The sequence below is a fragment of the Mammaliicoccus sp. C-M13 genome, from assembly GCF_022386845.1.
In the GTDB taxonomy this organism is placed as follows: Bacteria; Bacillota; Bacilli; order Staphylococcales; family Staphylococcaceae; genus Mammaliicoccus; species Mammaliicoccus lentus.
Genome location: NZ_JAJNHQ010000017.1, coordinates 20,557 through 47,469 on the forward strand (window position 1 = coordinate 20,557; position 26,913 = coordinate 47,469).

Below are 26,913 nucleotides of genomic sequence, written 5' to 3' on the forward strand. Positions count from 1 at the left end.
CGCTCCTATAATTAAAAAGTGTATTAGAATATCAATTCCAATAATACTGTATCACACTTCGAAAGCTTATACAAAAATAGCGATTATACCTTGGAACAAGCCTATTATACCACCTAATACAAATCCTAGTAATGTGATTAATTTCAACTCTTTGTTTGAAATTTCTATTACTAACTTTTCAAGATATGACAATTCGAAGCGATCAATTTGTTCTTTAATCAATTCTGCTAATTTCATTCTTTCTAGAATTAAACTAATATTATCTCCAACTTTTTGAATCATATAGTCAATAAATCTTTCTGTACCTTTACCTTCCATATATTCAAATAAACTTGGTACAAGTTCATATAAAGGTGTGTTTAAATATTTATGCATATTAACAGATTCAGTTATTTCATCAGCGATAAGAACTTTTGCTTTATCTTTCCTTTCAAGTGTAACAACTTCATCTAATGATTTTGACATCCACTTTTCATATTGTGTTTGTACTTGTAAATCAATCATATTATGAATTTTTTCTTGCTTAATTACATTTCTCAGTTCTTTTCGAACCTTATATACAATGTCTTCAGTAGTCATAAACATTTGAATCATGCCCACCATTTTTCCTTTTTGTTCGAAAAATTCTTCTACCATTGTATATATATCATTTTTGCCTTTATCAGATGCTAAATAAATATCAATTTTCGATAATATCTCAGGTGTAACACGATTCACTTGTCGACTTAAATCCTCATATATTTCTTCAGGGATTAAACTATGAATTGCATCTTTTTGATGAATTTCATAATATTTATCCACTTTTTGTTCTATTGTATTTTTTAAAGTTTCATTTAATTTTTCTTCCAATGGATAATCAATTCTATTTATAAAATCTTGTGGTGTGTAGTTTTTTTCTTTTAATGTTTTAAATTGAACTTTAATTGTATCTTCAAGAACACTTTTAGTATTAGGGTTAACAAGTTTTTCTTTAAATACTTCCGGAGTCAATAAATGGTTTGTTACCATCTGACCTACTTTTTCCGATAATTCATTTCTTCTTTTTGGAATAAGTCCTGGAGTAAATGGTAGTTTATAACCAAAAATTTTCTTTTCATGGTATGGATGAAATAACATTTTAATAGCGACAAAGTTAGTAAAGCCACCAATAATTGAACCTATTATCATCATTCCTATTATTGTTAATATAGTTGTCATATCTGTTCTCCTTTAAAAAAAGCTACTTCTTTAGAATAATCTAAGAAGTAGCTTTTCACAAATATTAAACAAATAATGATTGAGTTTTACGTAAGAAATATGTTTCTGCTTCACGTTTCTTCGCAGTACCAAATATTGGTTGACGTTCGTCATTTAAAACTCTATACAAATCTGTTTTTTTATTAGATTGTAAAATGTAGCCTGATTTTGCATCAATAGTAGTCCAATAAATATCACTCGTATTATCATGGTTTGGATATGCACAATGATGACGAGAAATAATTTGAATTACCTCTAGAGGGTCACAACCAAATGTTGTGTTTAAAACGTCTGAATCTCTGAATAATGCACAGATAGATACACAAGTTGTCCAGTTTGGTAATACACGTTCTTTTTCTATTTGTACTAAAGTTTTTTTAGATAATCCTACTGTATTCGCCATTGTATCTTGAGTGTAACCTGCCTCAATACGAACCATTTTAAATTTTGTTTGAATTATCGTTGTAAAAGTTTGTTTATCCATCAATAACTACCTTTCTATTTAAATTCTATTATTAATTTATTATATTATGTTGCAAAAATACACGATTTTTTCGAGCACAAGTATCATCATAATACATTTTGCATAAAAATAAAAGAGATAAATTGATTTTTTATCAATTTATCTCTTTAATACGTTGAAATGTTAATTTTTCGCCAATTTTGACTTTTCTCTCTCAGAAAGAATTAATGCACATGCTGCATCACCTGTAATATTTACTGATGTACGTGTCATGTCTAATAATCTATCTATACCGATAATCATACCGATTGCGGCTGGGTTTATACCGATTGATGTTAAAATCATAGCTAACATCACTAATCCCACCCCAGGTACACCAGCTGTACCAATAGATGCTATAACAGCTATTATAACTACAGTAACCATTTGCATTACTGTCAAGTCTATTCCAGATACTTGAGCAATGAATATTGTAGCTACACCTTGCATTATGGCTGTCCCATCCATATTGATTGTTGCACCAAGTGGTTGAACAAATGAACTAACTTCCTTTCTAACTCCCATATCTTTTGTACATTCTAGAGAGATAGGCAACGTTGCATTTGAACTAGATGAACTAAATCCTACAGCAATTGCTGGTAAGAACTTTTTAAAGAACCATAAAGGATTTTTTCCTGCTAAGAATTTGACTGCTCCACCATAAACAACAAAGAAATGTATGAATAAAGCCAACAATACAATGACGAAGTACATACCTAGTTGCTTGATAGCTCCAAAACCGGCATTCGTGAATGCCGTTGCAACTAGACCAAATGTACCTATTGGAGCAAATACATTCATAATCATTGTAACGATATACATGAGTATATCATTGGTCTGTTCGAGAAAAGTCCTGACGACTTCAATTTTATTACCTAATGCTATCATTCCTATACCAATGAAAATCGCAAATGTGATAATTGGTAACATATCTTGTTCAACCATAGACTGCATTGGATTTTTAGGGAATAAATTAATGAGCGTTTGATCGAATGTTTGATTTTCTGGTGCTTCAGCATCCCCAGATTTAGCTTTCTGTTCAGCTCCATATTTCTTAACTTCGTCACTATTTAATAAGTCTCCTTGGCCAGCACCTGGTTTAAATACAAGTGCTAAAGCCATTGCGATAATTATTGCAATAGCTGTTGTTGTTAAGAAAAAGATAACGGTCTTTAAACCAATACCACCAAGCAGCTTAGGATCACCGACACCTACAACACCTAATACGATAGAAACAAACACTACTGGAACTACTAACATGAATATTAGATTCAGAAATATTTGCCCTAGTACATTAAATACATACTGATTAGTATTTTGAACAAAACTATTACCTTCGAAAATATTAAATATAGATCCCACTGCTATACCTAATATTAACGCTATAACAATCTTTAAAGTTAAATTCTTTTTTACTTTCATATTTATACTACCCCCAATTGTTAGCGTAAAATAATTTCTCCATGTCATTATTATATAGTAAGCGCTTTCTTTTTGTAAGACTTATTTAAAATTTTATACAAAAAAAATGAGTTAATATAAAAATTTTGATATTAACTCATTGAAATAATCAAGTATTTAATTGATTAATTGGTGTTCCATAGCGTAAACAGCAGCTTGAGTTCTATCTGAAACTTTAAGCTTATTTAATATATGGCTAACATGGGTTTTTATCGTTTTTTCAGATACAAAAAGTGTTTCTGCTATTTCTTTATTAGTTTTCCCTTTTACCATCTCTTTTAGTACTTCTATTTCCCTCTTTGATAATTTATTAGCTCTGTGTGGTTTTTGTTCACTTTCAGAGATAACAGATTGAACTTTAGGGTGAATTTTTCGTTCACCTTTTAATACGTCTCTTATTGTTTGTATCAGTGCTTCTGGTTCTACATCTTTTATTTCATATCCATCCGCTCCTTTATCAAGCGCGGATATGACATGTTCTTCATCAAGAAAGCTCGTTAAAACTAATACTTTTACGTTTGGATATTTTTTCTTTAGAATACCAGTTATTTCAATACCGTTCATCTCAGGCATTACTAAATCTAGCAATATGATATCTGGTTGTTCATTTTCTTCTAAATAATCTAACAATAATTTTCCAGTTGGAAAATCTGCTACGATATTAAAATCTTTTACTGTATCAATCAAAAATCTTAATCCTTGTCTTACTATATGGTGGTCATCCACTAATATTACTTGATAATTCATTTTTACAACCCCTAATCACATTTAAAGTGGTATTGTTAATTCTATTTTGGTACCTTTATTTGTACTAGAACTGACTTCTATATGTCCTTTCATAACTTGTGCACGCTGTTTCATATTTCTTAAACCATTAGAAACTGTTTTTTCTGTTTTACTACTTTCAAATCCTATGCCTTCATCTATAATAACCACTTTAAATTGTAATTTGTTTTGTTCCATATAAATGTTGGCATGATGTGTTCCAGAGTGTTTCTTAATATTATTTAATGATTCTTGAATAATTCGATAAACATTCTCTTCTATTGTATTCGGTAAGTCAATTAAACCTTCAACTTCAAATTCAGATTCAACGTGAATAAATTGACTGTATTGTTTAATTGCAGAAATAAGACCGTTTTCTAGACCAACAGGTTTTAATTGCCAAATTAAAGCCCTCATTTCATTTACCGCACTTTGACTTGTTTCTTCAATTGTTTGGAATGCTTTTTTAGCCTCTTCGTGATCTGTGATACCTTTAGCAGCATGAGCTGTAATCTTTAAAGAAAATAACATTTGATTTACTGAGTCATGCAAGTCTCTCGCTAATCTGTTTCTTTCATTTATTCTTGCAGCTTCTTTTTCTTGATCTGTTAATATAATCCTTTTGATTGCTGAACCTATTTGAAAAGCTACTGATTCTAATAATTCTAAGTCTTCTTCAGAATATCTTTTTGTTTCTGGCGTGGCAATGTTTAATAAGCCAAATTGTTCATTTCCTGATCTTAAAGGCACTGTAGCGTGATGAGTAATACCATCTGTTTTATCATGATGTTCTCTAGTTGCCTTAACAATTCTAGAACAATTAATGATATTAGAGGCTTTTGTTAATTTTTTATTATGGTAAGCTGTAACACACCAACACGTACCTTCAGTCATATATTGACAATCATTATGTGTTAAAGCAGGCGGTAATGCTTCTTCTGCAACTAATTCATGACGTCCTTCTTCATCAATGAAAAAAATCCACCCTGTATGAAAATTACTTCCATTCACTAATTTTTTAAGAGCACCATGCATCATACTATACATTTCTGTTTCTTCATTTAAAAACTCTGCAATTTCTTTCAATAAACTTGTACGTGTCGGTTTCTCCATTTACATCACCTTTATCATCATTGGTTATACACCTATTATACATACCATCTCTTTATCATTTAAATGTTTAAATTAAGCGGTAAAGATACTTCTTATGTAATTTTCTTGTTATACTAATTATAACTTAAATTTAGTTATAACATCATTTTTCCGATTTTAAGCTAAATATTCTTGGAGGATATCATGAAAATAATAATACCATCGAAATACGAAGGACAAACAATAGAAGAAATGTTTAAATCTTTGCAATTACCTAAGAAAGAATTACATTTATTGAGAATGTCTAAAGAAATAACACTTAATAACGAACCAAGCACGTTGCGTAGTCATGTGTCAAAAGGAGATAAACTTCATATTCCTGTCTTAAATGAAACAAGTCAGTATGTATCAAGCTATCGTCTTGCTGAAGTTAAATATGAAGATGAATATTTTGCAATCGTTGTAAAACCTAAAGGCGTTAAAACTCATCCTAACGATTTACAAGAAGCAAATACTTTAATGAACCATGCTATTTATACTATAGATTCTGATTATGTAGAGCCCGTGCACAGATTAGATCAGGAAACAGTTGGGTTATTACTAGTAGCAAAACATCCTATTGCTAAAAAAATATTGGATCGTATGCTAGAAGATAGACAAATTACGCGTACTTATAAAGCACAAGTAGATAGTTTATTGCCTTTGAAACCACAAACAATCGATATGCCTATCGGTAAAGATAAGTTTCACCCTAATAAACGTCGCGTATCACCTACTGGTCAGCGCGCTGTAACACATATTCTTGAAAGTCATATGCTTGATGAGCACACAGCAGAAGTCGAACTAAAATTAGACACAGGTAGAACACACCAAATCCGTGTACACTTAGCAGAGATTGGTCATCCAGTAGTTGGAGATCCACTTTATAACAATAGTAAACTGAGACAATTGAAACTGCACAGTTACAAAATTGAATTTGAACATCCATTTAAAGATGAATTCGTTTCAGTTACGCTTGAAGATTAAAATATAAAATGAATTAGGGAGTGGGACAGAAATCTCATTTTATTAAAAAGATTTCGTAGTCCCACCCCGGCAAGGATGACTAGGTATGAAAAAAGCTTGATATAATCGCATTTTCATACCAGTCAGCTACTGCTAATACAAAAAACATACTAAGATTAGCTATGAAGAAATCTATGACGATAGATTTTTTCATAGCTATTTTTTATAGTTATAGAGAGGAGTAGACTGTGCGATCTCTTGGGTTTGAAATCCGTAAAAAAAACTAGTCAGCTTTACTCTCGCCTTTTGAAATTCGATTGTAGTATGTTGGGTTCTTGAAACCGTGTATAGGAAAGTGAAATGAGAAAGGTTCAGTAAAGTTATAACTTCTCAAATTTATTAAGGAGGTTTTATTTATCGATTACTTAGGCATTGATATTAGTAAAAAAGATAGTGTGATTGCACACTATATCGATGAAAAATTCCAAAAGGAATTTACTATTCAAAATAACAAAAATGGTTATAATTATTTATTAAATTATTTGAATCGTGTAAATCAGCCAAAATTAATTTTTGAATCCACAGGTATATATTCAAGAGCTATGGTTCGGTTCTGTCGAGTTAACCAAATTAATTATATTGAGTTGAATCCTTTAGAAGCAAAGTTCAAAACAAGCTCTTTAAGGTCTTGGAAAACAGATCAATCAGACGCACATAAGTTAGCCCAAATAGCACCTTTTTTAAATGATTCCGATAGTTTAAATAATACAAATGATGATATTTACTTTGAATTACGTGAGCGTGCTCGATTTCATCTAGAATTCGAAAATGAACAAAATCGATTGAAAGTTGAAATTATTGAGATACTTCATCAAACATTTCCTGGCTTAGAAAAACTATTTAAAAATCGTTATTCAATGATTGCCTTAAATATCGCTGAAATATTTACTCATCCTGATTTTGTTCAACAGAATGATATGGAAAGTATCATTTCTACAATTTTAAAATCTACAGATAAAGGATTATCTCAACAAAAAGCAGAAAGTTATGGAGAAACACTTTTTAAATTAGCGAATGATAGTTACCCTAACGTCAATTCATCTTCGTTCCTAGTTAAAAAAGCACAATTATTAATTCAAAAATTGAAAAAGTCCATTGGACAATTATCACAATTAGATAAAGAAATGATTCAATTAGCTCAAGAACTTGACTGCTTTGAAATTATTTATTCTATACCAGGAATTGGAGATCTAACTGCAGCCATGATAATCGGTGAGCTTGGAGATATATCTCGATTCAAATCAAATAAACAGTTAAATGCTTTTGTAGGAATTGATATCAAACGATATCAATCTGGTGGGACACATTATAGAGATACCATCAATAAACGCGGTAATAAAAAGGCGAGACGCTTATTATTTTTGGTAATAATGAATATTATTCGTGGACAACATCGTTATAATAATCATATTGTAGATTATTACTATAAATTAAGAAAGCAGCCTAATGAGAAATCTCATAAGACTGCTGTTGTCGCATGTATTAATCGACTATTAAAAACATTTCATTATTTAATAATGAAACATAAACTATACGATTACGAAATGTCCCCACATTAAATCGTATAATCACATATAGTCTAACACCTTATTCAAAAAAATAAAATTGGACGGTCTTATTAAGTGATGACTATTTTAAACTTAAGCACTTGACTAATCGTAGGAAGAGAGTCTGGGACAATTATTTATGTCCCAGACTCTAATTATATGTTTTCAAGGATACATTACTTATAATTATTTATCTTTTAAACCTTCGTTTGAATTTATTAAATAAATTAGATTTTTTACTTCTTATTGGTTTTCCTATTTTAATTTCACTTTGCTGTAATTGTTTAGCCTTAAGAATTGCTTCTTCCATCAATATTTGTTGAGAACTAGCTTGTTTGTTTCCAGCATCATTGTAATGATACTTTCCATTTGAATCTTGGATCCTTCCCTTCAGTCCATCATCAAGTTGTAAATTCAAATAGTCTTTTAATCTTTTAACGATGCTTTCATCTAAAATTGGAAATAAAATTTCAACTCGTTTTATCATATTTCTTGTCATCATATCTGCTGATGATAAGTACATTTTTTCTTCACCGTTATGATAAAAATAATATATTCTAGAATGTTCTAGATATCTCCCCACAATGCTAATTACTTCTATATTTTCACTTACACCTTGTATACCTGGCTTTAAACAACAGATACCACGAATTATCAGTTTAATTTTCACTCCATTTTGAGAAGCTTCAAATAATTTCTTTATGACCTTTTTATCTGTTAAAGAATTCATCTTAGCAATAATAAGTCCATTACCATGTTCTTTATGAGCTTCAATTTCTTGATCTATGTGATCAACAAATACATCTCTTATTTCAAATGGCGCTACAATCAGCTCATTATAATTTGGCTTTAATGAATAACCACTTAAATAATTAAAGAAATTAATCGCATCTTCTCCTATATCTGGATTAGTAGTAATGATGCCCATGTCTGTATATAATTTTGCAGTTTTATCATTATAGTTACCTGTTCCTAAATGTACAAACGGCATAACTTTACCGTTAACACGCTTTATCACGAGAGTAATTTTACTATGGGTTTTTAAAAATGTCATTCCATAAATAACATTACAACCTGCATCTTCTAGCATTTTAGCCCACTGTACATTATTTTCTTCGTCAAACCTTGCTTTTAATTCTACTAATACAGTAACCTGTTTACCATTTTCTGCAGCATTTTTCAACGCTTGAATAATAGGTGAATCACTACTTACACGGTAAAGTGTTTGTTTAATGGCAAGTGTATCAGGGTCTTCAGAAGCTTCTTTAATAAACTCTACAATTGGTTTAAATGATTCGTATGGGTGATGGAAGAATATATCTTTTTCTAATGCTAACTCATATATATTATTTTTATTTAAAGACGCAGGAATTTGAGGCGTATGTGGTTTGAATAATTCATTCGGTAACAAATCCTCCAATTGACTAACTAACGAAAATAAAACAGTTAAATCTACAGGCCCATTTACCCTGTATATATCATGATTATCTATTTCAAACTCATTCATGAGAAATATACTTTTTACTTCAGAATCAATATGTCTACTGTCAATTTCTAATCGGACAGCCACACCACTTTTTCTTTCTTTTAAAAATCTTTCAATTTCAATAAGTAAATCTTCAGCACCATCTTCATGTATCGTTAAATCTGCATTTCTTGTAACTCTAAAAGTATAAGTATTAATGACTTCATAACCATTGAATAATTGTTCGATGAATAAAGAAATCACATCTTCAAGAAATACAATATATTTTTTACCTTCGTGTTCAAGTTTAATAATTCTGTCCAATAGAACTGGAACGGGTACAATTGCTGATCTGATTTCTCCATCATCTAGTTTTATATCTACAAATAAATTAAGCATTTTATTATTTAATTTGGGTAATGGTCTGTATGCATCAATGCCTAATGGTGATAAAGTTGGCAGTATTTCTGAGTTGAATTGAGCGTGTAATTGTTCAATTAGAATTTCTGGTAACCTTTCTGGTTGAGTAATATAAATATTATAAGTTTTTAATTTTTCTTTTAATTCATTAAATCTTTTATATTGCAAATCGACATTGATTCTATTTTTTTCTTCAATGCAAATAAGTTGTTCTTTAGGTGTTAATTGCGCTTTGTTCTCAGGTTCATTAAAGTTCATTTTAATTTGGTCTTTTAACCCGGCCACTCTTACCATAAAGAACTCATCTAAATTAGAACTGTGAATTGCTATAAATTTTAATTGTTCAAGTAATGGATTATTAGAATCAAATGCTTCTTCAAGAACACGGTAATTAAAGTCTAACCAACTAAGTTCTCTGTTATTATAGTATTTTGAATTATCTAGATTATATTGTTTAGCTTGTTCTCCCATAATTACCACACCCTTTACAAATTTGCATCGTTTAAAAAGTTAGTACTGTTCTATTAAAACGTATAAACATTAACCTTGAGTAAATTTTATATTAAGTTTTTTTGGTAATAATTTTTCTATATGTTTCTTCTGTCTTTCAGATTGATATTGCTCCGCTATAGGATCTGTTACATATTGTACTTCTAGTACATATTCATCTTTAGATTCTGTCAATGTTAATGAATCAACACAGTCTGTATTTGATACATTAAGTGCATGAGCAAATTTAATTAAACCGCCTAGCTTCTGTATTTGATCTATCTCATTAGTTTTGAACCAATTAGTTTCTTTTGCATAAAATTTTAATAAAGTTTTATTTTTAAAACTTGCTAATAAAGCTAATTTCACTCTCTCTTTATGCGACAATCCATTGATACTACTATTTGCGATTATATAATATGTGTGTTGAGAACTGGAATCTGCATCAATAAATGAACCTAAATAGTATAAATAAGCAGCATCTTTAAATAATGATTTATCACTTTCAGAAATAGTAATATCGTTTATTTCCATTACTTTATTTAGTAGAGTTTCTGCAAGTTTTACGCGTTGTCGTCCATTAGAAGGATTAATATTGTACTCATTTGCTAAATATTTAAGTGCATCAGTGGCCACATTATCTTTATTAAAAGCTTTGGAAAAATCTTCTTTTAATATGGTCATAACAAGTCCTTCTCTTAAACCTTTTCTAGAGAAACTAAATTCTGTTGCATCTACAACCTCGAATAAAGTATTAAATACAATTGAACTTGGCATAATAATGTCTACTCTATCTCTACTTAATCCATCTAAATCTTTCAAATCGTTTTTGTCTGATTTTTTCAATACATCATACACTTCTTCTAAACCTTTTTTATTCATGTCATAACCATGAACACCTGCTATCGGATAATTGTGTAAAGATTGATGAATTCTCGCATTATTTCGTGCAGAACCACCGATACCTATAATTGGTAATCCTTTATTTTTAATCCATTTTTCTGATTCAAATTGATCTTTAACATATTTTTCACATTTTTTTATAGCGTTCTTATCATTATGATTTTTTCCTTCAAAGAACATTTTTTGTAGCGTTACAACTCCAAATGGGAAACTTACTGCATTCATTAGTTTTTTATTTTCAAAATGTGTAATTTCTGTTGAACCACCACCGATATCTACAGTGATTCCATTTTGAATATTAAGCGTATGAGTAGCAGCAAAGAAACCATAAAATGCTTCATCTTCATCAGGAATGACTTCTATATCTAAACCTGTTTTAGTTTTTACTTTTTCTTTAATTTCATTTAAATTCTTCGATTGTCTAACAGCTGCAGTGGCTGCAGGCACTAATTCATCTACATTGAACTTCATAGCAACTTTTTTGAAACTATATAATGTTTCACTTAATATTTCGATACCTTCTTCAGTCATAACTTTATCTTCTGTTAAATATTGACTTAATCTAGCTGGGGTTTTAATGTTTTGTAATTCATTTAATCCTGTTTCATCTGAACATTCAAATATAACGAGTCTAATAGTATTTGAACCGATGTCAATTAAACCTATTCTCTTCATATATACCTCCGAGTGTATCTTTTGATATGCAAAAAGGTGCCTATAGCACCTTTTTGACTTCTTTATATTTCTAATAGCTGCTATTATTCTTTAGAGCTTATCATGTCTTCTGGTTTGATCCATTCATCAAATTGTTCTTCTGTTAATAGACCAGACTGTACTGCAGATTCTTTCAATGTTAAACCATTTTTATGAGCATTTTTAGCTATTGAAGCTGCATTTTCATATCCAATATGTGGATTTAAAGCAGTAACTAACATTAATGATTGATTTAAATATTTATCAATATTTTCATCAATAGGCTCAATACCTATTGCACAGTTATCATTGAATGTTTCCATACCATCTGCTAATAAATAAATTGATTGTAATGTATTGTATAATATTACAGGTTTGAATACGTTTAATTCAAAATTACCTTGTGATGCTGCTATTCCAACCGTAGTATCGTTACCCATTACCTGAACTGATACCATTGTTAGCATTTCACATTGCGTTGGGTTTACTTTACCCGGCATAATTGAAGATCCAGGTTCGTTTTCAGGAATTGAAATTTCCGCTAGACCTGCTCTAGGACCTGAAGATAACCATCTTACATCATTCGCTATCTTCATTAAATCACTAGCTAATGCTTTAAGTGCACCATGTACATAAACAACTTCATCATGAGCTGTTAAAGCATGGAATTTATTTTCAGAAGAAACAAATGGATAACCTAATTGTTCAGCAATTTGTTTCGCAACTTTATCTCCAAATTCAGGATGAGCATTTATACCAGTACCTACTGCTGTACCGCCTATTGCTAAGTTAAGAAGCTGACCTTTAGATTCATTTAATAAAGATTCACATTTATCCAACATGTATCTCCAACCGCTTACTTCTTGTCCTAAAGTTAATGGTGTCGCATCTTGAAGATGCGTTCTACCTATTTTAATAATGTCTTTGAAAGAAGTTTCTTTCTCTTTAAATGTATCTCTTAACTTACTTAATGCAGGTAATAATTTTGATTCTATTTCATGATATAATGCCACATGCATCGCAGTTGGATATGTATCATTCGAACTTTGAGACATGTTGACGTGATCATTTGGATGTACACTTTCCTCTGAACCTTTTTCTTCTAAATAGTTGTTTGCAACGTAACTAACAACTTCGTTAACGTTCATATTACTTTGTGTACCACTACCTGTTTGCCATACAACTAATGGAAAATGTTCATCTAAGTTACCTTTTAAAATTTCATCAGTAGCATATACGATAGCATCTTTCTTATCATCTGATAGCTTACCTAGTTCATGATTAGCAATAGCTGCCGCTCTTTTCAAATGAGCGAATCCGTATATTACTTCAATTGGCATTTGTTCCTTACCAACTGGGAAATTTTGTTTACTTCTTTGTGTTTGCGCTTTCCAAAACTTGTCACTCGGTACTTTTATTTCACCAAAAGTATCATGTTCAATTCTGTAATCCATTTACATTACTCCCCTTTATTACATGTTTAAATCAATTTAACTTCACCTTTATTATAGCCTATAAATATAATGAATAAAACTGTTAGTAGTCTGATAATTCAAATTTGTAAACAATATACAATCGTAAAAGTGCATAATTCAATTTTTTACAAATAAAGATTTTGATATTTGATATTTTTTAAATAAAAAAAGAATTTATGCACTAAGTTCTCATGCATAAATCCTTTTTTGAAAATGTTTGAAGATATATCAACACTAAATTATTTTTCTTCTTTTTCTTCTTCTTTTTCTTCGTCATTTTGTTCAGAGATTTGTTCCATCTCTTTACCTAGTTCTTTGACGTCTTCTAAATCTTGAACCATTTCATTTTCTTCTTCATTTTCATTATGATCAATGTGTTTATCCAAATTGTTCACCTTCTTACGAAAATTGAATTGAGAAGTAAGATCTTACATCTTCAGGTAGACCTTGCGCCGCTTCATTATCTAGTACAACAGTAACCATTCTATGTTGTTTTAATTTTGCTGAATCAACAGAACCATTAGCAGGTTCTTCATATAATTGTTTTACTGCTTTAGCTTTTTCTTTACCTGTAACAAGTAATACGACTTCGCGAGCAGGATGTATCGAAGAATCATAATCTAAACCGATTCTACTATCGTCAGTTAATGTTAAAACATTTAACATTAATTTATTTTTCTTCTTATCAGTATTTACTTTATCTTTAATCACTGATTCAACATCGCCACCAACATCAGTTTTTATGACTTGCTTACTAGGAACACCTAATTCAGTGTAATAGTCTTCTTTACCGTCAAAATCTAAAACATGAATTTGACTAAAATTAACTGGACTCTTTTTTACATTATCGAATAACTCATCAAAAAATGTTGTGTTTTCGTCATTTAGATGTACGCCTACTACCGATGTACTGTCACCATTAAATTGTTTACGTACAATATCAGCGGCATAACGTGCAGCTATACTTTTTGTTTCGAATACTTTAAAATTTAAAGCCATTTTCTCCACTCCTCATTTCAACTTATCTATTATCATGTCAATAATCATTGTTCATTATCTATAATATACCCTTTTTTAATCGTAGTTAAAACATTTATTTCTGAATCAACTATAACAAGGTCTGCTTGTTTACCTTTTTTGATTGAACCTAGCCTATCTTCTACGTTTAATCGTATAGCTTGATTTAAACTAGTTGTTCTCCAAGCTTCTTCTAACGGGATATTTGCGTAGTTCATCAAATTTTTCAATCCTTTATTCATGAGTAAAATACTTCCAGCTAATGAACCATTTTCTAATCGCGCCTCATGATCTTTCACGTGAACATTTTGTCCACCTAAATCATATTCTCCATCTTTCATACCTTTTGCTCTCATTGCATCAGTAATCACGCAGAAATTTTTGTTGCCTTTCGATAAATAAGCTAATTTAACAGACGCTGGATGTGAATGTACACCGTCTACAATAACTTCTGTCGTTAACCTTTCATCTGTCAATGCAGCTCCAAAAACGCCCGGCTCTCTGTGAGTAAATGTAGTTTGAGCATTATATAAATGAGTAATATGCTGTAAGCCATTATCAACTGCTTCTTCTATACCATCATAATCCGTAATCGTATGACCAGCAGAAAAAATCACTTTATCATTAAGTGCCTGTATTGTTTCTTTAGCACCTTCTACTTCCGGAGCTATTGATATAATTTTTATTTTATCTTTAGCTACTGATTGAAATGCTTCAAACTTTGCAACTGAAGGTCTTGCTACATATTTAGGATTTTGCGCACCAACTTTATGCTCAGAAATAAATGGACCTTCTAAATGTACTCCTAATATTTCTGCGCGTTTATCATCTAAAGGCTTATACTCTGCTACATTTTGTAACGCTTTATTAATTGCTTCTGATGATTGTGTCATTGTAGTCGCTAAGAAACTTGTTGTTCCTTCTGATAAAAGATTTTCAGATAGTATATTCAATGTTTCCGGTGTTGCATCCATTGCATCCTGACCATATCCCCCGTGTATATGTATGTCAATAAAGCCTGGAATAATATGTTGACCATTTACATCAACAACTTCTAAATTGCCGCTATATGAACCTTCTTGTATATCTTGTATATATCCATCCTGTATTTTAATATAACCATTTTCTATTTTTCCTTGTTCAGTATAAATTACTGCATTATCTAAAATATAATGTCCCATTTTAAAGTCTCCTTAAAAATTATATTTAAATATTCACCTAATTCGTATATAATAAAGATAACATAACATTACTGGGGGGCTAATTAAATGAATACATTACTAATCTGCATGGTTGGTGTAGCGTTTCTTACTTCAATGTTAACAGCTGGTCGTGATTCTAAAGACTATGGACTTAAAGAAGAAGATTTAAACAAAGAGCTTGAATCTTTAAAACAAAATAATCAATAACTGAGACCCCTACGGCCTCAGTTTTTTTATTTTAAATTTGGATAATCTTGTTGTCTTAATGCTTCATAAATTAATATAGCTGCTGTATTAGATAGATTTAAAGCTCTTACATTATCATTCATAGGTATTCTTAAAGCTGTTTCTTTATATTTTTCTTTAACCCAATCAGGTAAACCACTTGTTTCTCTACCAAACACAAAGTAATGATCTTCATCAGTATTGCTGTAATCAAAATCAGTATGCGGCTGTGTACCGAATTTAGTTAATAAATAATAGTGACCACCTTCTGTTTCTTCAAAAAACTCTTCAATGCTATCGTAATAAGTGATGTTAACGAATTTCCAATAATCTAATCCTGCTCTTCTCAACATCTTATCGTCAGTGCTAAATCCTAATGGTTTAATTAAATGTAAATGTGTGTCTGTAGCAGCACAACTACGTGCAATGTTTCCTGTATTAGCTGGTATTTCTGGTTGATATAAAACTACGTGGTTCGTCATAATTTATTGTCTCCTCATTTCTAATCCTTTAATCATTTCTTCTTGTACTTCTTCAATTTCATGTTCATAATGCGACATGATAAAGGTTCTTGCCTCTTCCCCTTGAATTTGGCCAATCGCCCAATAAGCAGTAGCTCTAATCATTGGTCTAGGGTCTGTTAAAGCAACATCTTTCAATTCAGGTATAGCACTTTCTTCGTTAAAATGTGCCAATGCAACAATCGCATTTCTTTGAATAGGCTTTTTACCTCTCCATGCACCAGCTAAATGTCCATAAGTATTTTTAAATTCTTTATTAGACATCTTTAATAACGGTACTAATCTCGGCTTCAAAATTTCAGGTTCTAGCACGATATCATCATGTTGAGTGTTTATACCTCTATTTCTTGGGCACACTTGTTGGCATGTATCGCAGCCATAAAGACGATTTCCTATCTTATATCGATACTCGTCTTTTAAGTATCCTTTAGTCTGTGTTAAGAAGCTTATACATTTTTGACTGTTTAATTGACCATTACCTACTAGTGCACCTGTAGGACATCTGTCTACACATATATTACAATCTCCGCAACTATCTATCACTGGATCATCGGGCTTAAACGGAATGCTCACAAGCATTTCTCCTAAATAAGTCCAAGTCCCTAAATCCTCATTAATTATGAAACCATTTTTACCTGCAAAACCAAGTCCCGCTCTTTCAGCAACAGCTCTGTCAGATAATACACCTGTATCTACCATTGATTGGATTTCAACATCTGGTACTTTTTCTTTTAAAAATTCTCCAAGTTTATCTAATCGATTTCTCATAATTGTATGATAGTCTTGTCCCCAAGAAGCTCTCGCAAACATACCTCTTCTATCACCGCGCACACTTTTTGGAGCGCCTTTTAATTTGTTAGGATAACCTACTGCGATAGCGATAATCGAGCGTGCTGAAGGCAGTGATAATTTTGGTTCTGTTCTTAAAGCTATATCACTTTCTTCAAACCCAGAAGCATAACCTTTGTTATGGTAATCTGCTAGTTTCTTTTTTAACTCATCAAAAGGATCTGCAGTTGTAAACCCAATGCTATCTATTCCTATTGAATGCGCATAATCTATCACTTCTTGTTTTAATTGATCTAAATTCAAATTTACTCACCTCACTATCAAACATGCCTATATATTTTAACATATTTAATTCTTAAAAATTGCATATCTTTTAATGAAACAAAATTAAAAATAAGTCCGAGACAAATATTTATGTCTTGGACTTATTTTAGCATTTATTTTTAATTTTTTTGTAGTAAATAACTTAAGAAATAATTGTAGTACCGATTGAATTTGAATTAGAACTATTTATTAAAGCGTGTTTAACTGTGCCTGGAATAATTTTAACACTACTACATCCATCTTTAATAGCCGATACAGCACCACTCACCTTTGGTATCATGCCTCCATATATTTCAGTAGTTTCAATATAAGTATTAATTTCTTGTATGCTTAATTCAGATTTAACTTCATCCTCTATTAATACACCAGGAATATCACTTACTAAAAATAAATCTGCATTCATTTCGCTCGCTATTTTATATGCTAAACTATCTGCATTAATATTATATTTTTGACCATTTTCATGATTAATACCAATCGGTGCTATTACAGGTATAGCTAACTTACATATATCTGCTAAAACTGGTTTGTTTACTGAGAGACATTCTGCAACGTATCCATACTTTTCATTTATAGGTTCAATCTCAAATAAGTTAAGATCTATTCCGTTTAATCCTATAGCTAATGTTTCTTTACGGTTCACTTGATGTACAATTTTTGGATTGACTTCACCTATCAATGTATTTACAGTTTGAAGCAAAGTTTGTTCATCAGTAACACGTAAACCATCTAAAAACTTACTTTCAACCCCTAATCTATTGAGCTGTTTTTTAATAAATGGTCCTCCACCATGAACAATAATAGGTGTGTAATTATCTTTTCTTAAAGCATGTATATCTTCTATAATCGTATCGCAAAGGTCACTTAATATGCTACCGCCTATTTTAATTACTGCATACTTCATTTTAAAAACTCCTTATTAGGTGCTATATAAAGCATTAATACGCACATATTCGTATGATAAATCACAACCAAATGCTGTAGATTTAAATAAGCCGTTACCAACTTTAGCTTTAATAACAATAGTGTCCTGTTCCATATTTGCTTTAAGGTCTAATGCATCGAATGGAACTGGCATACCTTGTTTCACAATCAAATGATCACAAAGCCACACGTCCACATTATTTGGAGAAATTGTATTGTCTGCATATCCAATTGCTGTTACAAATCTTCCGAAATTAGGGTCGCCACCATGAATAGCTGTTTTAACTAAACTAGAACCAACGATTGTTTTGGCTATAGCATTATTTTTTTCTTTTGAAATTGCACCTTCAACTTCAACTTTTATTAGTTTTGTAGCACCTTCACCATCTTGGGCAATGCTTTTTGCAAGATGCTCACAAACATAGCGAACCGCTTCAACAAATTTATGCCATTCAGGATGTTCTTTAGTTAACTGTTGTTTACCTACCATTCCATTAGCTAGAAGTAACACCATATCGTTTGTACTCGTGTCACCATCTACAGTAATCATGTTAAAGGTATCATCTACTGTAGGCTTTAATATGTCCTCTAAATCCTCAGCTTGTACGTTAGCATCTGTCGTCATAAACCCTAACATTGTCGCCATATTAGGATTTATCATCCCTGAACCTTTACTAGATCCACCTACAGTTATAACTTCACCATCTATGGTTACTTGAACAGCGATATGCTTCGTTTCTTTATCAGTTGTTAAAATAGATTCATTAAAATCTTTAGAACAAGTTGCACCTTCAATATCTATATGTTCAACGCCGTATTTAATTTTATCCATAGGTAAAAATTCTCCGATTAAACCTGTAGATGCGACAGCTATTTCATGTTCTGGAAGTTGAAGTTTTTCAGAAATCCATTTTTTTGTTTGTATTGCATCCCTTAAACCACGTTCACCTGTACAAGCGTTAGCTATTGCTGAGTTAATAACCACTGCTGATAATTGTTTTGAAACATTTAAACTTGCTTGTGTAACTTGTAAAGGTGCAGCTTTAAACGCATTTTGAGTATATACTGCTGCGCATTGAGCAGGATTTGATGAATATAACCAACCAAAATCTTTCTTTGCTCGACGTAATCCAACATGTATTCCACCTGCTGTGTAACCATTAGGAGATGCGACATCCCCGTCTTGCAAAATCGTTATTTCAGAGTCTATAACTTGCTTAGTTTCTTCAATCATCAAATTCCTCCACTCTATGGGTATATTGGTAATAAATCTAAACCTTCCATCTCATCAAAGTTATATAGTTTATTTAAATTTTGAATTGCTTGTCCACTAGCACCTTTTACAAGGTTATCAATTACTGAAACAATAATAGCTTTATTTCGTTTTTCATCTACATAAATTCCTATATCACAATAGTTACTCCCAAGAACTTCTTTAGTTTTGGGAAAATCTCCTAAATCTCTAATCCTTACAAAAGGCTTATCTTTATACATATCTTTGTATAAAGCATGTAGACTTTCTTCTGTGTAATCTTTTGTTAAATCTATATAAATGGTTGATAATATACCTCTTGTCATTGGCACAAGGTGTGGTGTGAAAGTTACATTAACTTCGGTATTAGAAAGATTCGTGAGATATTGTTCTATCTCTGGTATATGTTTATGTCCACCTAATTTATATGCTGATAAATTTTCATTCATTTCACCATAATGAACATTTTGACTTAAACTTCGTCCAGCTCCTGATACACCAGTCTTTGCATCAATAATAATAGAATCAAGTTTAATTAACTCATCAGTTATTAGCGGATGTAATGCTAATAAAATAGATGTAGGAAAACAGCCAGGGTTTGCAATAATTTGGTTATTTTCATTTACCTCTGACCATTCGGGTAAACTGTAAAATGCTTGATTCAATACAGATTGTTTGGCTGGTTGTTCTCCATAAAATGATTTATATACATTTGGATCTTTTAATCTAAAATCACCTGATAAATCAATTACTTTAATGTCTCTTTCGATTAAGTCAGGAATAAAATGTTTACTAACATTTGAGGGGGTTGCAAAAAATATTAAATCACATTGTACCTCTTTTACATCTAAGCTTGAGAATTCTGCCTGAATACTGTTTTGTAAATGAGGATAAGTATTTTTAATCGCTTCTCCTGATTTAGAATGTGAAAATATATATTTGATTTCAACTTCTTTATGTTGATTTAATAATCTAATTAATTCCACTGCTCCGTATCCACTTCCGCCGACAATTCCAACTTCAATCATTACGACACCTCTTTTTTATATTTGTATTATAAAACTTTTGACAAAAATTGCTTTGTTCTATCATTTTGAGGATTATCAAATATTTGTTCGGGAGTCCCTTCTTCTTGTACTATTCCTTCGTCCATAAATATAACGTGATCACTTACATTTTTAGCAAATCCCATTTCGTGCGTCACCACTACCATTGTCATACCTTCTTTAGCCAAATCTTTCATAACACTCAATACTTCACCTACAACTTCGGGGTCTAATGCCGAAGTTGGTTCATCAAATAATATAACTTGAGGATTCATTGCAAGCGCACGTGCTATTGCAACACGTTGTTTTTGTCCGCCTGATAGTTTAGACGGATAAACATTATATTTATCTTCTAGTCCAACTTTATTTAATAATTGGATGGCTTGGTCATCTAATTCTTTTTTGCTTCCTTTTTTTAATGTTAATGGTGTTAAAGTGACGTTTTCTATTACTTTTTTATGTGGGAATAAATTAAATCCTTGGAAAACCATCCCCATTTTTTGTCTTAATTGGTCTAACTTTGTCCCTTTAGCATTCGTTAAATCATTATTTTTAAATAATATCTGTCCTGAGGTTGGTTCTTCTAATAAGTTCAAACATCTTAAAAGCGTACTTTTACCGCTTCCTGAAGGTCCAATAATAGCAACAACTTCACCTTGTTTAATATTTAAATTAATGCCTTTTAATACTTCGTTTTTTCCAAATGTTTTGTGTAAATCGTTAACTTTAATCACTTACACTGAACCTCCTTTCAGCGAAATACATTACTCTTGATAATGTAAAGGTTAATATGAAGTATAATACCGCTGCGACTAGTAACGGTGTAAATGGATCGAACGAAGCACCTTGTACTACTTGTGCATTAAACATCAGTTCGCTTACACCTATTACAGATACAATTGATGATTCTTTAATAACAGTTACAAATTCATTACCTAAAGCAGGTAAAATATTTTTAATAGCTTGTGGCATAATTACTTGCTTCATCGCTTGAGTTCTATTTAATCCTAATGACCTAGCTGCTTCCATTTGTCCATTATCTACAGCATTAATACCTGCTCTAATTATCTCTGCAATATAAGCACTACAATTAATGATTAATGCGATAATACCGCAAATAAGTGCTGATAAATCGAGTCCGAGTACTGCGGTTGTACCGAAGTACACTAGAAATACTTGTACAAGTAAAGGTGTACCTCTAATAAATTCTATGTACACTGAAACGATAGACTTAAGTATTTTGCTATTACCTAATTTCATTAGTGCTAATACGCAACCAATAATTGCACCTGCTACTACACCTAAGAAAGATAATAGAATTGTAATACCGATACCATGTAAGAAATAAGAACCATACTTACTAAAGAATGAACCATCATCAAACATAGCTTCTGTTGCTTTGTCTTGATAATCCTTTATCAAATTATTATCTCTCACATCTTTTACGCTTTTGTTTACTCTATCCATTAATTCTGGCGAGTTTTTCGGTAAAGCAATCGCGGTTGTTTTATCGGCATCAGAAAATTCAACATCAGAATAAGTTAAATTAGGATTTTTCTCTAGATAAGCGTCTGCAACTGGACCTTCTATAATCATTCCGTCTATTTTTCCAGAATTAAGTGACATGATAACTTCGGGTACCCTAGTAAGAGAGCTAAGTTGTGATTCAGGCATTTCAGTTTTTACAAGTTCTTCTTGAGTCGTTTGCTTTTGAACACCAATCATTTTACCTTTAAAATCATCGACCGTTTTTAATTTGTCTTTATCTTTTTTCTGGACAATCATCCTTTGTTTGACTTCCATATAATAATCCGAAAAATCTACTTCTTTTTTTCTTTCAGGAGTTGGTGCCATACCAGAAATAATCATATCGATTTTTCCAGTTTTTAATGCGCCGAGTAAACTATCAAATTGCATATTCACAATTTTTAATTCTATATCGTTATCTTTTGCTATTTTTTTAGCGAGCTCGATATCAATCCCGGCATATTCTCGATTACCATCCTTAGTATGTTCGAATTCATATGGTGCATAATCAGCTGATAATCCTACTCTTAATTCTCCACGTTCTTTTGCTTTCTCCCATTGATCCGTTTGTGCTGCATTAGCTTGGCTTATACTAATGTTTGGAATCATAAGTGATAAACAAATGATGGCAAAGACAATTTTTAATAATACATTTCTTTTCACAGTTCCAACCTCCTGAATTAATAATATTCATTATTATACGCATTATTGTAATTTTATGCAACAGTGTTTTTTAAAAAATAGTATGAATGTTCAAACACTCATACTTGTTTATCATTATATTTCGTTTAAGCTTTTCCCTGTGTTTATTACTTCAAGTGCGCTATCAAGTGATATCTCAACCATATTCTGAACAGCTGTTTTTGTATAAAATGCTATATGGGGTGAAATTAACACATCATCACGCGACAATAAATCTTTTAATATTTCATCTTTAATAGATTTATTTGAATAATCATATGCAAAATAATCAAATTCATGTTCATATACATCTAAAGCAGCGCTATGTATTTTTCCTTCATTTAATCCTTTCAATAAGGCTTTAGTATCAACTGTAATACCTCTTGAAGTATTCACTAAATATGCACCATTTTTCATATAACTTATCGTTTCTTCATCGATCATATGCATTGTTTCATCATTAGCAGGAACATGCAGAGTTATAAGGTCCGCTTTAGATATAGCTTCTTTTAAGTCATCAAAAAATTCAACATTATCACAACTTTGGTCATAAGGATCATAACCGATAACCTTTGCACCAAATCCATTGAATAATTGAGCTGAGACTTTTCCTATTCGGCCTACTCCGATAACAAGTACGGTCATACTTCTTAATTCATTAGCAATAACATTTTCATCCCATGTAAAATCTTGATTAGAAACACGTTTATGTATTTTATTAATGTTACGAACTAATTCCAATGCTCTACATACCGCAAACTCTGCTATAGCATTAGGACTATATGCTGGTATATTAGTAATTTTAATATCATGTTTTGCTGCTTCTTCTTTATTGAACATATCAAAGCCTGCAGTTCGGCCAGCTATTTGCTTAATTCCTACCTTATTAAGTGCCTCATATATATCATCATCATATTTATGTAGTTGTTGAGTACTAATAGCATCAAATGCTTCTAATGAAGATACATTATCTAATGTTAAATGTTCTTCAACACATACTATTTCATGATTATTTATTTTTCCCCAATTATAAGCAAAATTTTTCTCATCTTCTCTTATATCAAATAATTTTATTTTCATCATTTACTTCCTTTCAATATGCAATATTGTGAATAATCATTAATTGTACAAGAAAACAAAGAAACAAACAATCTATTTTTCAATATATTCTTACTATTCAGAATATAATATGTAGTTTTAGGGCTTATTCTTTTTTACATAAATAAAAGCCAAGGACATAAATCCTTAGCTCAAAAATGGACTACGAAATCTTATTTAACAAAATGAGGTTTCTGGCCCTCTCTCTATGCTTTATTATTAAAAGCAAATATATCTTTTTGATATTTTGGTAATACTTTCAAACATAGTGTGTGTATAATGTATGCACTTATTAAAGGTATAATGAAGTATGCTAATAACAATAATAATACGTTAACTATAAACTGTCCGTCCATATATTTTATAGCATTAGCTGGTCCGACAAAACCTGTGTAGCCAAAACCTGTAGACATTGGTGTTCCTTTGATTCCAACAAAGTAAGTTAATAGTCCACAAATTAATCCATTAAACAGTAACGGTACTGCGATTATAGGATGTTTGAAATAAACTGGTATCATTAGTTTTGCTGCACCAACAATCAATACAATATTTGTGCCTCTATTATTAACTTTCCATGATCCTATTAAGAACGTCATACAAGCTGCTACAATACCCATATTACCTGCGCCAGAGCTTAAACCTTCTAATCCTACAGCAGTAGCAATAGCAACTAAGGAAATAGGTGTTACCATTAATAAAGAGTATGTAATTGCTATTAAGATACACATTAATAATGGATTTAAAGTAGAAAAATGACCAATTAAATTGCCAATACCTTTAGTTACAGTACTTACATAAGGTAAAGTTAACATGCCAATAAATCCACTCACAACAGAAACTAAAATTGGTAATATAAGCATATCTAATGAACCAAATTTTCCTTTTAATTTAATCATTAAGAAACAACTTATTACCAATACAACGATTAAATTTACTACATCCCCAATACTTGCAAATGTATATGTACCATTCTCTATTTTAACAGCACCTGATCCAATCAATCCCGCAGCTCCAATCATAACAGCATCAGTAGCTTGGAATTTAAATTGATTTGCTACAATCACTCCTATTATAAAGCTCATACCAAACTGCATTAACAGTAAAGCTTGGTTAAACATTTCTAATATAGGATGAAACTGTGCTAAGTATGTAAAGAGTACGCCAAGAATAGCATTTGGTATTAAAGCAATAACGATACCAACACCAATACCATTTAAAATATTAGAAAAAAATTCTTTTGCAGTGAAATGTTTATCCATAGTATTCCTCCAGATGTAAATATGTATTAATGATATAGGACTTTATCTTTTTAAACAATCGTATTTTCACATTTATCCTAAACTTCTTAATATTATATAAAATAAAAAAGCCATAAACCTAAGTTTATGGCTTTCAATATAGTACCGGCGGTCGGGCTCGAACCGACACGTCCGCAATGGACACGGGATTTTGAGTCCCGCGTGTCTGCCAATTCCACCACGCCGGCATAACTTTATCCTATAAAAAAATCTTCCCTATGGAAGAAATAATGGAGCGGAAGATAGGATTTGCACCTATATCTCATTCCGGGAAGGAATGTATTCTAAAAGTTGAAATACTCCCGCATTTTAATAATTAATCATTTAGGAAAAATGGAATTGGAGCGGAAGATAGGATTTGCACCTATATCTCATTCCAGGAAGGAATGTATTCTAAGAGTTGAAATACTCCCGCAATATTTATTAATGGAGGCGGCAACCGGATTTGAACCGGTGAATAGAGGTTTTGCAGACCTCGGCCTTACCACTTGGCTATGCCGCCAAACAACTGGGCTAGCTGGATTCGAACCAGCGAGTGACGGAGTCAAAGTCCGTTGCCTTACCGCTTGGCTATAGCCCATTAATAAAAATAAGGGCGGCTGATGGGAATCGAACCCACGAATGTCGGAACCACAATCCGATGCGTTAACCACTTCGCCACAACCGCCATGGCAGGGGTAGTAGGAATCGAACCCACACCAAAGGTTTTGGAGACCTCTATTCTACCGTTGAACTATACCCCTATAAATAATAATGGTGGAGGGAGGCAGATTCGAACTGCCGAACCCGAAGGAGCGGATTTACAGTCCGCCGCGTTTAGCCACTTCGCTATCCCTCCGATAGATGGTGCCGGCCAGAGGACTTGAACCCCCAACCTACTGATTACAAGTCAGTTGCTCTACCAGTTGAGCTAGGCCGGCTTAAACTTTAAAAGATGGCTCAGGACGGAATCGAACCGCCGACACAAGGATTTTCAGTCCTTTGCTCTACCGACTGAGCTACTGAGCCATACATTAAATTTTAAAAAATGGCGGTCCCGACGGGAATCGAACCCGCGATCTCCTGCGTGACAGGCAGGCATGTTAACCGCTACACCACGGGACCTAAAAATAATAATTGCGGGAGGCGGATTTGAACCACCGACCTTCGGGTTATGAGCCCGACGAGCTACCGAACTGCTCCATCCCGCTTTAATAATAAATAATTAGTGTACAAATATAATGGCGGAGGAAGAGGGATTCGAACCCCCGCGAGCCGTTAAGCCCCTGTCGGTTTTCAAGACCGATCCCTTCAGCCGAACTTGGGTATTCCTCCACTATATAAGTATGGACCTTGCAGGACTCGAACCTGCGACCCAACGGTTATGAGCCGTTTGCTCTGACCAACTGAGCTAAAGGTCCAAAATCAAAATATGTATGACATATTTAATTTTAATGGCGGCAGAGGGGATCGAACCCCCGACCTCACGGGTATGAACCGTACGCTCTAGCCAGCTGAGCTACGCCGCCATAATGGTAATGTATTAATTTTAAATGGTGGAGACTAGCGGGATCGAACCGCTGACCTCCTGCGTGCAAAGCAGGCGCTCTCCCATCTGAGCTAAGCCCCCATTTAATATATAACTTTTAAAGAGTCGGGAAGACAGGATTCGAACCTGCGACCCCTTGGTCCCAAACCAAGTGCTCTACCAAGCTGAGCTACTTCCCGTAACCTTAACTGGTCATTACGCGCCCGAGAGGAGTCGAACCCCTAGCCTCTTGATCCGTAGTCAAACGCTCTATCCAATTGAGCTACGGGCGCATATTAAAATGGTGCCGAGGACCGGAATCGAACCGGTACGATAATCACTTATCGCAGGATTTTAAGTCCTGTGCGTCTGCCAGTTCCGCCACCCCG

Annotated in this window: 23 protein-coding genes and 18 tRNA genes; 3 read left to right on the forward strand and 38 right to left on the reverse strand. The window is 32.3% G+C overall.

Annotation, left to right across the window (positions count from 1 at the left end; all coding sequences use genetic code 11):
* Positions 1-66 precede the first annotated feature (66 nt).
* From LQ615_RS11950 to LQ615_RS11970, 5 genes are all read right to left on the reverse strand, one after another.
* On the reverse strand, positions 67-1,197 hold the full coding sequence (locus LQ615_RS11950) for a DUF445 domain-containing protein (protein ID WP_239704151.1): 1,131 nt from the start codon (positions 1,195-1,197) through the stop codon (positions 67-69).
* A gap of 64 nt (positions 1,198-1,261) precedes the next feature.
* Positions 1,262-1,720 carry an XRE family transcriptional regulator XdrA gene (gene xdrA / locus LQ615_RS11955; RefSeq protein ID WP_016999946.1) on the reverse strand — a complete coding sequence of 153 codons (459 nt, stop codon included), beginning with the start codon at positions 1,718-1,720 and terminating at the stop codon, positions 1,262-1,264.
* A gap of 162 nt (positions 1,721-1,882) precedes the next feature.
* Positions 1,883-3,160: a dicarboxylate/amino acid:cation symporter gene (locus tag LQ615_RS11960; RefSeq protein ID WP_064211358.1), complete on the reverse strand. Its 1,278-nt coding sequence runs from the start codon at positions 3,158-3,160 to the stop codon at positions 1,883-1,885.
* Between the two features lie 156 nt (positions 3,161-3,316).
* Positions 3,317-3,946 (reverse strand): response regulator, encoded by a 630-nt coding sequence (locus LQ615_RS11965; RefSeq protein ID WP_016999947.1) that lies wholly within the window; start codon positions 3,944-3,946, stop codon positions 3,317-3,319.
* 21 nt (positions 3,947-3,967) lie between these two features.
* The gene (locus LQ615_RS11970; protein ID WP_016999948.1) at positions 3,968-5,077 is read right to left on the reverse strand and encodes a GAF domain-containing sensor histidine kinase; all 1,110 of its coding nucleotides are present in this window, start codon (positions 5,075-5,077) and stop codon (positions 3,968-3,970) included.
* Positions 5,078-5,260: 183 nt separating this feature from the next.
* Here LQ615_RS11970 and LQ615_RS11975 point away from each other — a divergent pair, with 183 nt between their 5' ends.
* Both LQ615_RS11975 and LQ615_RS11980 read left to right on the forward strand, forming a co-directional pair.
* Positions 5,261-6,082 carry an RluA family pseudouridine synthase gene (locus LQ615_RS11975; protein ID WP_016999949.1) on the forward strand — a complete coding sequence of 274 codons (822 nt, stop codon included), beginning with the start codon at positions 5,261-5,263 and terminating at the stop codon, positions 6,080-6,082.
* Between the two features lie 395 nt (positions 6,083-6,477).
* Positions 6,478-7,680 carry an IS110 family RNA-guided transposase gene (locus tag LQ615_RS11980; protein ID WP_345772872.1) on the forward strand — a complete coding sequence of 401 codons (1,203 nt, stop codon included), beginning with the start codon at positions 6,478-6,480 and terminating at the stop codon, positions 7,678-7,680.
* 178 nt (positions 7,681-7,858) lie between these two features.
* Here the strand turns inward: LQ615_RS11980 and LQ615_RS11985 are convergent, their stop codons facing one another.
* From LQ615_RS11985 to nagA, 6 genes are all read right to left on the reverse strand, one after another.
* On the reverse strand, positions 7,859-10,024 hold the full coding sequence (locus LQ615_RS11985; protein WP_064211360.1) for an RNA degradosome polyphosphate kinase: 2,166 nt from the start codon (positions 10,022-10,024) through the stop codon (positions 7,859-7,861).
* Positions 10,025-10,093: 69 nt separating this feature from the next.
* Positions 10,094-11,620 (reverse strand): Ppx/GppA family phosphatase, encoded by a 1,527-nt coding sequence (locus tag LQ615_RS11990; protein WP_239704175.1) that lies wholly within the window; start codon positions 11,618-11,620, stop codon positions 10,094-10,096.
* 83 nt (positions 11,621-11,703) lie between these two features.
* On the reverse strand, positions 11,704-13,092 hold the full coding sequence (fumC, locus tag LQ615_RS11995) for a class II fumarate hydratase (RefSeq protein ID WP_064205113.1): 1,389 nt from the start codon (positions 13,090-13,092) through the stop codon (positions 11,704-11,706).
* 260 nt (positions 13,093-13,352) lie between these two features.
* On the reverse strand, positions 13,353-13,499 hold the full coding sequence (locus LQ615_RS12000; protein WP_167751609.1) for an SAS053 family DNA gyrase inhibitor: 147 nt from the start codon (positions 13,497-13,499) through the stop codon (positions 13,353-13,355).
* A 13-nt stretch (positions 13,500-13,512) separates the two neighbouring features.
* Positions 13,513-14,112, reverse strand: a complete 600-nt coding sequence (locus LQ615_RS12005; RefSeq protein ID WP_016999960.1) for a 6-phosphogluconolactonase — start codon at positions 14,110-14,112, stop codon at positions 13,513-13,515.
* Between the two features lie 44 nt (positions 14,113-14,156).
* Positions 14,157-15,311, reverse strand: coding sequence for an N-acetylglucosamine-6-phosphate deacetylase (gene nagA / locus LQ615_RS12010; protein WP_239704176.1), 1,155 nt, complete (start codon positions 15,309-15,311; stop codon positions 14,157-14,159).
* Positions 15,312-15,398: 87 nt separating this feature from the next.
* On the opposite strand from nagA, the gene LQ615_RS12015 reads away from it, so the two are divergent.
* Positions 15,399-15,539 (forward strand): hypothetical protein, encoded by a 141-nt coding sequence (locus LQ615_RS12015; protein ID WP_016999958.1) that lies wholly within the window; start codon positions 15,399-15,401, stop codon positions 15,537-15,539.
* A 26-nt stretch (positions 15,540-15,565) separates the two neighbouring features.
* On the opposite strand, the gene trmL is transcribed toward LQ615_RS12015, so the two are convergent.
* The 27 genes from trmL to LQ615_RS12150 all read right to left on the reverse strand — a co-directional run bounded on the left by trmL (position 15,566) and on the right by LQ615_RS12150 (position 26,817).
* Positions 15,566-16,039: a tRNA (uridine(34)/cytosine(34)/5-carboxymethylaminomethyluridine(34)-2'-O)-methyltransferase TrmL gene (gene trmL, locus LQ615_RS12020; RefSeq protein ID WP_064211362.1), complete on the reverse strand. Its 474-nt coding sequence runs from the start codon at positions 16,037-16,039 to the stop codon at positions 15,566-15,568.
* A 3-nt stretch (positions 16,040-16,042) separates the two neighbouring features.
* On the reverse strand, positions 16,043-17,170 hold the full coding sequence (gene queG / locus LQ615_RS12025; protein WP_016999956.1) for a tRNA epoxyqueuosine(34) reductase QueG: 1,128 nt from the start codon (positions 17,168-17,170) through the stop codon (positions 16,043-16,045).
* 163 nt (positions 17,171-17,333) lie between these two features.
* A complete protein-coding gene (gene argB / locus LQ615_RS12030; RefSeq protein WP_016999955.1) occupies positions 17,334-18,095 on the reverse strand; it encodes an acetylglutamate kinase in 762 nt (253 codons plus the stop codon).
* Between the two features lie 15 nt (positions 18,096-18,110).
* Complete coding sequence (gene argJ / locus LQ615_RS12035) at positions 18,111-19,349, reverse strand: bifunctional glutamate N-acetyltransferase/amino-acid acetyltransferase ArgJ (protein ID WP_064205110.1); 1,239 nt, start codon at positions 19,347-19,349, stop codon at positions 18,111-18,113.
* Positions 19,350-19,363: 14 nt separating this feature from the next.
* A complete protein-coding gene (gene argC / locus LQ615_RS12040) occupies positions 19,364-20,395 on the reverse strand; it encodes an N-acetyl-gamma-glutamyl-phosphate reductase (RefSeq protein WP_064205109.1) in 1,032 nt (343 codons plus the stop codon).
* Positions 20,396-20,421: 26 nt separating this feature from the next.
* Entirely contained in the window at positions 20,422-21,147 is a 726-nt protein-coding gene (locus LQ615_RS12045) for an amino acid ABC transporter ATP-binding protein (protein WP_016999953.1), read from the reverse strand.
* Complete coding sequence (locus LQ615_RS12050) at positions 21,140-22,603, reverse strand: ABC transporter substrate-binding protein/permease (protein WP_239704177.1); 1,464 nt, start codon at positions 22,601-22,603, stop codon at positions 21,140-21,142. The genes LQ615_RS12045 and LQ615_RS12050 overlap by 8 nt, the downstream gene beginning before the upstream one ends.
* Positions 22,604-22,717: 114 nt before the next feature.
* The gene (locus tag LQ615_RS12055) at positions 22,718-23,701 is read right to left on the reverse strand and encodes a D-2-hydroxyacid dehydrogenase (RefSeq protein ID WP_239705577.1); all 984 of its coding nucleotides are present in this window, start codon (positions 23,699-23,701) and stop codon (positions 22,718-22,720) included.
* Positions 23,702-23,925: 224 nt separating this feature from the next.
* Positions 23,926-24,978, reverse strand: coding sequence for a PTS sugar transporter subunit IIC (locus LQ615_RS12060; protein ID WP_064211366.1), 1,053 nt, complete (start codon positions 24,976-24,978; stop codon positions 23,926-23,928).
* Between the two features lie 142 nt (positions 24,979-25,120).
* A tRNA-Leu gene (locus LQ615_RS12065) sits at positions 25,121-25,205 on the reverse strand.
* A gap of 43 nt (positions 25,206-25,248) precedes the next feature.
* Positions 25,249-25,323 (reverse strand) — tRNA-Gly (locus tag LQ615_RS12070).
* A 34-nt stretch (positions 25,324-25,357) separates the two neighbouring features.
* Positions 25,358-25,432 (reverse strand) — tRNA-Gly (locus LQ615_RS12075).
* A gap of 12 nt (positions 25,433-25,444) precedes the next feature.
* A tRNA-Cys gene (locus LQ615_RS12080) sits at positions 25,445-25,519 on the reverse strand.
* 6 nt (positions 25,520-25,525) lie between these two features.
* Positions 25,526-25,597, reverse strand: a tRNA-Gln gene (locus LQ615_RS12085).
* A 14-nt stretch (positions 25,598-25,611) separates the two neighbouring features.
* Positions 25,612-25,684, reverse strand: a tRNA-His gene (locus LQ615_RS12090).
* Between the two features lie 2 nt (positions 25,685-25,686).
* Positions 25,687-25,760, reverse strand: a tRNA-Trp gene (locus LQ615_RS12095).
* An 11-nt stretch (positions 25,761-25,771) separates the two neighbouring features.
* Positions 25,772-25,855, reverse strand: a tRNA-Tyr gene (locus LQ615_RS12100).
* 6 nt (positions 25,856-25,861) lie between these two features.
* Positions 25,862-25,937 (reverse strand) — tRNA-Thr (locus LQ615_RS12105).
* Between the two features lie 15 nt (positions 25,938-25,952).
* Positions 25,953-26,025 (reverse strand) — tRNA-Phe (locus tag LQ615_RS12110).
* Positions 26,026-26,045: 20 nt separating this feature from the next.
* Positions 26,046-26,121, reverse strand: a tRNA-Asp gene (locus tag LQ615_RS12115).
* Between the two features lie 12 nt (positions 26,122-26,133).
* Positions 26,134-26,207 (reverse strand) — tRNA-Met (locus LQ615_RS12120).
* A gap of 31 nt (positions 26,208-26,238) precedes the next feature.
* Positions 26,239-26,331 (reverse strand) — tRNA-Ser (locus LQ615_RS12125).
* Between the two features lie 12 nt (positions 26,332-26,343).
* Positions 26,344-26,417 (reverse strand) — tRNA-Ile (locus tag LQ615_RS12130).
* 34 nt (positions 26,418-26,451) lie between these two features.
* Positions 26,452-26,525, reverse strand: a tRNA-Met gene (locus LQ615_RS12135).
* 25 nt (positions 26,526-26,550) lie between these two features.
* Positions 26,551-26,626 (reverse strand) — tRNA-Ala (locus tag LQ615_RS12140).
* Positions 26,627-26,650: 24 nt separating this feature from the next.
* A tRNA-Pro gene (locus LQ615_RS12145) sits at positions 26,651-26,724 on the reverse strand.
* Positions 26,725-26,743: 19 nt separating this feature from the next.
* A tRNA-Arg gene (locus LQ615_RS12150) sits at positions 26,744-26,817 on the reverse strand.
* Positions 26,818-26,913: the final 96 nt, after the last annotated feature.

Excerpts from the sequence above, each read along its gene's own strand:
- LQ615_RS11950 (WP_239704151.1), bottom strand. The coding sequence starts at position 1,197 with ATGACAACTATATTAACAATAATAGGAATGATGATAATAGGTTCAATT.
- xdrA (WP_016999946.1), bottom strand. The coding sequence starts at position 1,720 with ATGGATAAACAAACTTTTACAACGATAATTCAAACAAAATTTAAAATG.
- LQ615_RS11960 (WP_064211358.1), bottom strand. The coding sequence starts at position 3,160 with ATGAAAGTAAAAAAGAATTTAACTTTAAAGATTGTTATAGCGTTAATA.
- LQ615_RS11965 (WP_016999947.1), bottom strand. The coding sequence starts at position 3,946 with ATGAATTATCAAGTAATATTAGTGGATGACCACCATATAGTAAGACAA.
- LQ615_RS11970 (WP_016999948.1), bottom strand. The coding sequence starts at position 5,077 with ATGGAGAAACCGACACGTACAAGTTTATTGAAAGAAATTGCAGAGTTT.
- LQ615_RS11975 (WP_016999949.1), top strand. The coding sequence starts at position 5,261 with ATGAAAATAATAATACCATCGAAATACGAAGGACAAACAATAGAAGAA.
- LQ615_RS11985 (WP_064211360.1), bottom strand. The coding sequence starts at position 10,024 with ATGGGAGAACAAGCTAAACAATATAATCTAGATAATTCAAAATACTAT.
- LQ615_RS11990 (WP_239704175.1), bottom strand. The coding sequence starts at position 11,620 with ATGAAGAGAATAGGTTTAATTGACATCGGTTCAAATACTATTAGACTC.
- fumC (WP_064205113.1), bottom strand. The coding sequence starts at position 13,092 with ATGGATTACAGAATTGAACATGATACTTTTGGTGAAATAAAAGTACCG.
- LQ615_RS12005 (WP_016999960.1), bottom strand. The coding sequence starts at position 14,112 with ATGGCTTTAAATTTTAAAGTATTCGAAACAAAAAGTATAGCTGCACGT.
- nagA (WP_239704176.1), bottom strand. The coding sequence starts at position 15,311 with ATGGGACATTATATTTTAGATAATGCAGTAATTTATACTGAACAAGGA.
- LQ615_RS12015 (WP_016999958.1), top strand. The coding sequence starts at position 15,399 with ATGAATACATTACTAATCTGCATGGTTGGTGTAGCGTTTCTTACTTCA.
- trmL (WP_064211362.1), bottom strand. The coding sequence starts at position 16,039 with ATGACGAACCACGTAGTTTTATATCAACCAGAAATACCAGCTAATACA.
- argB (WP_016999955.1), bottom strand. The coding sequence starts at position 18,095 with ATGAAGTATGCAGTAATTAAAATAGGCGGTAGCATATTAAGTGACCTT.
- argJ (WP_064205110.1), bottom strand. The coding sequence starts at position 19,349 with ATGATTGAAGAAACTAAGCAAGTTATAGACTCTGAAATAACGATTTTG.
- argC (WP_064205109.1), bottom strand. The coding sequence starts at position 20,395 with ATGATTGAAGTTGGAATTGTCGGCGGAAGTGGATACGGAGCAGTGGAA.
- LQ615_RS12055 (WP_239705577.1), bottom strand. The coding sequence starts at position 23,701 with ATGAAAATAAAATTATTTGATATAAGAGAAGATGAGAAAAATTTTGCT.
- LQ615_RS12060 (WP_064211366.1), bottom strand. The coding sequence starts at position 24,978 with ATGGATAAACATTTCACTGCAAAAGAATTTTTTTCTAATATTTTAAAT.